We start from the raw sequence: 4,055 nt of genomic DNA on the forward strand, positions 1-4,055 counted from the left end.
ACAATAGTATAGTTTGGATTGTATTAAATAACAATAAAGCTAAAATAATCATTATGGCAGGCAAGTCACGCTACAACTGGAAAACGATTCGCGCCGCATACGTCAGCGGTGAGATGAGCTTATACGAGTTGTCTAAAGAGTCCACAGGGCTTGAAACTGACCCACCCTATCAATCAATTCGACGCGCCGCTTCCTGCGATAGCGAGGGCAAGTGGGATGAATCTAGACAAGCATTTCGCTACAATGTTGCAACACAAGTTGCGACTACACCGACAGCTCAAGCAGTCGTGCAGCAGACCGAGCAGTTAGTGGATGCGGCAGGTGCGATCGCCCGTCACATTCAACTAGCCAAGAGCTTGCAGGCTAGTTATGCCGCAATTCAAAATCAATTGAGGCAGTCTCGCGCGATCGAGCAAATGGATTTTAGTTCACTCAACCCGTTAGAAATAGCTTTGATAATGCAAAGACTTGCTGCGATCGCATCCCGTGCTACCGACATCGAGCGCAAGGCAATGGGGCTATCCGATCCAACTGTGAGAGCAGAAGTCAGCGTCGAGGGCAAAGTTAACGTACAAATAGGGTTACTTGAAGCAATTGAAAGAGCAAGAGAGCTTGACCCCAACCAGCTACAAGCCAGAATCAGGGACACCCTTAATTAATTTCTGGAGTCCTGAAGGATACAAAATTGAATCTGCTAGGCGTTACGCTAATTTGCTTGCACTCAAGCACGATGTTGAGTTACAGGGAATCGCGTATGTGCAATGTCAGCGCGATCTGAACTACTGGGTGGAAAACTTCCTATGGACGTATGACCCGCGTCAAAAACCAGCGATGATACCCGTTCGTCTGTTCCCCAAGCAGAGAGAATATTTAGACTGGAGGTGCGATCGCAGGGTAAATAAAGAAAACGGCGTGATTGAAAAGTCGCGGGATGCTGGCGTGACTTACATGAACTTATTCCATCACTTACACTGCTGGCTGTTTGAAGATGGGTATAAGGGGACGTTTGGTAGCAGGGTAGAAAACTTAGTAGACAAGCGTGGCGATCCCGATTGTATTTTTGAAAAGATGCGAATGACATTGCGCTGGTTGCCAACTTGGATGCTACCACAGAGCTTTAACTGGAACAAGCATGATAATTACATGCGCTTGGTCAACCCCGACCGCGATTCAACCATTACAGGTCAAGGTGGCTCAAATATGGGTAGAGGCGGACGCAGTACTGTCTATGACGTGGATGAATTCGCATTTGTCGAACATGCAGCATCGGTTGACGCTGCTATTTCTAGCAACTCAGATTGTATTTTCTACACCAGCACCCCTCAAGGTATTGGTAACTTGTTCTACCAGAAGCGATTCAGCGACGATTACCAAGTTTTTACTATCAAGTGGCAAGACGACCCGCGTAAAAGCCAGGAGTGGTACGAAGCGCAGAAGCGTAAGTTTGACCCTGTAATCATCGCCCAGGAAATCGATCTCGACTACTCGGCATCAATTGAGGGCATTTATATCCCTGGAGAATGGGTACGCGCTGCAATTAATCTAGTTGTCGCTCCTGTTGGGAAAGAATCAGCAGGATTAGACGTGGCGACTAGCGGTAAAAACAAAACCGTACTAATTATCAGGCGGGGACCGAAAATATTAGATATTCACGACTGGCAGGGATTAGACGGGACGCAGACGACATATAAAACTAAGGAAATATTAGAAACCCGTGGCTGTCCTCATCTCAACTTTGACGCTGACGGCAGCGGTGAGGCAATAACAGGTCCGCTGTCTAACATGACAGATTTGCACTTTACCTTTACGCCGCTGCGAGGTGCGTCTAGTCCAAGCGATATCTACTGGGAAACAGAGCAGAAGACGAGCAAGCAGAAATTTCATAACAAACGCGCCGAACTATGGGGGATAGTGCGCGATCGCTTCCGCAAAACTTACGATTACGTGCATAACGGCATCTACTATCCAGAAGAGGAGTTGATTTCTATTCCCAATCATCCCCACCTGATCGCTCAAATCAGTCAACCATTACGCAAGTGGACGGCGGCGGGAAAAATCTTGATTGAGTCAAAGGAGGATATGAGGAAACGGGGTGTAAACAGTCCCGATTACGCTGATGCCTTAGCCTACGTATTTCACGAACCAGAGAGCGGAGCAGATTGGTTGGATATTTATCGCCTGTAACCTTGTCATTTAATACAATACCGACTATAACTATATAGAGCCAGTTATAAGTATTCATATATTAAGTTCTAGAGCGTATTCGTTGGAAGTTTTGCTCTAGGATCATTCCCCCGCAAATACTTCCATCATTTTGCATCCTTCACCCCTAGTCATCGGACGCTAGGGGATTTTTTTTGAGATTTTATGACAAGCACAGAACAACATCTTGACGCTGGGGCTTTTTTCTCAAGTCTGCTAGGCTTCGGACGCGCTGACACAGACAAGCTTGAATCCTTCTCCGTTGGTAGTAGACAAAGATTATCACCAGTAGAATTATTTGAGTTATACGAGACAAATACTTTCTTAGCCAATGTCATTGACAATCTGCCAGACGCGGCGGTTCAAAAGTGGTGCGTGTATGAGGATGATGAAGAAGCCAAGAACATACAGTCCGAGTTAGACAAGATTAAGCCTTTCATTAGTACTGCATGGAAAATGGCTCGTCTTGTGGGTTGGGCAGTTGTATTGCTGTTGGTTGATGACGGCGAATTGGATTACTCTAAGCCTGTAAATATGAGAAAAATTCGCTCCGTTGAAGGTTACAGCGTTCTCATTGGTGGTGAGGCAGGTGAGATATCAGTGGCTCAATTTGACGAAAATCCCTTCTCGCTGACTTATGGCGAACCGATATTATTTTCTACCAAAGGCAGTCAGTTAGTTCATGTCTCCCGTTTGCTGCTGTTCTATGGGGTGAAAAAGTTATCGCGTCATTTTCTCACTCGTAGCCACAGCGAGTTGGGAACTTCGGTAATTGACCGATGTATTAAAGAGTTTAGAAACTTCGACGTAGGTAACAATGCGATCGCATCAACCTTGCCTGACTTTAACATCGATATCTTTGCGATCCCAGGACTAGCCCAGTTACTAGCCAAGCAGAAAGACTTTGCCAACTACATGCAAGGATTAGCGCTTGCCCGTAGCGTTCTGAAGGTGATGCTAGTAGAAGCGGGGACGGGAGGACAAAACGCAGGGGGATATCAAGTACTTACCCGACAATACACGGGCGTGAAGGAGATTTTAGAGTATCTGAAACAGATTTTTGCGGGAGCGACCGATCTAAATCACACAATGCTTTTTGGAGAGTCGCCAGACGGACAGACAAGCGGACGCTATCAGAAAGAGAGTTGGAGTCAGTATGTCGCCAATCAACAATCTACAGTAATTCGCCCTCTTCTCAATACATTGATTAATTACTGTCACGCTGCGAACGGGAGCGTTCCTACGGATTGGAGTTTAGAATTTCTCTCGATTTTAGAGTTGGATGAAGTTGATAAAGCCGACGTTGAGTTAAAGCAGGCTCAAAGGATTGCTACTCTAGTGGAGAAAATGATTGTCACGCCAGAAGAGGCGGCTAGAGCTATAGCCGAGGGAATTGATATCAGCAAAGCTATTGACCTCAAAACAAGGGAGGAGGAGAGGCAAGCTTTACAAACTTTCCCTGAAGGGATGACAATGGTAAATAATGTCAATAAAAAGCAGGTAGAGTAAGACTAATGCGGCGAAAAACTAAATTAGATAATATTAACGTTACCTCTGAAGGGATTCAATTTACTTTTGATACTGACTCTGAGGCGCGAGATTTTTACAAAGAGTGCCAAGAAAAAAAGACGCAGGCTGAAATTAAAGATAATCAAGTAACTCTACCTGTTTCTAATAATAAAATAACTAGGATGGAAGAGCAGTAACTCTTCCATCCTGTCATGCCTACCAAGTAATTACAATTTCATTGCCTAGTAGAATGACTCCCGTAGTTGGTAGTACCTCAATCAACTGTGCAAAAAGCATAGCCCGTTCGTTGGTGGCGAACGTAAAGTGAAGAGTATTAGAAGCAA

General features: G+C 45.2%; 4 protein-coding genes. All 4 read left to right on the forward strand.

Annotated features, from left to right (window positions below):
- On the forward strand, positions 1 to 659 hold a 659-nt coding region (locus ACRC32_RS13395), incomplete at its 5' end, for a hypothetical protein (protein ID WP_438554439.1).
- Positions 613 to 2,184, forward strand: coding sequence for a hypothetical protein (locus tag ACRC32_RS13400; protein WP_438554440.1), 1,572 nt, complete (start codon positions 613 to 615; stop codon positions 2,182 to 2,184). The genes ACRC32_RS13395 and ACRC32_RS13400, both read left to right, overlap by 47 nt.
- Before the next feature lie 183 nt (positions 2,185 to 2,367).
- Positions 2,368 to 3,711 carry an anti-CBASS protein Acb1 family protein gene (locus ACRC32_RS13405; RefSeq protein WP_438554441.1) on the forward strand — a complete coding sequence of 448 codons (1,344 nt, stop codon included), beginning with the start codon at positions 2,368 to 2,370 and terminating at the stop codon, positions 3,709 to 3,711.
- A 5-nt stretch (positions 3,712 to 3,716) separates the two neighbouring features.
- Positions 3,717 to 3,908: a hypothetical protein gene (locus tag ACRC32_RS13410; RefSeq protein WP_438554442.1), complete on the forward strand. Its 192-nt coding sequence runs from the start codon at positions 3,717 to 3,719 to the stop codon at positions 3,906 to 3,908.
- The last annotated feature ends 147 nt before the right edge of the window (positions 3,909 to 4,055 follow it).

This window comes from Chroococcidiopsis sp. (assembly GCF_051657925.1).
In the GTDB taxonomy this organism is placed as follows: Bacteria; Cyanobacteriota; Cyanobacteriia; order Cyanobacteriales; family Chroococcidiopsidaceae; genus Chroococcidiopsis.

Excerpts from the sequence above, each read along its gene's own strand:
- ACRC32_RS13405 (WP_438554441.1), top strand. The coding sequence starts at position 2,368 with ATGACAAGCACAGAACAACATCTTGACGCTGGGGCTTTTTTCTCAAGT.
- ACRC32_RS13410 (WP_438554442.1), top strand. The coding sequence starts at position 3,717 with ATGCGGCGAAAAACTAAATTAGATAATATTAACGTTACCTCTGAAGGG.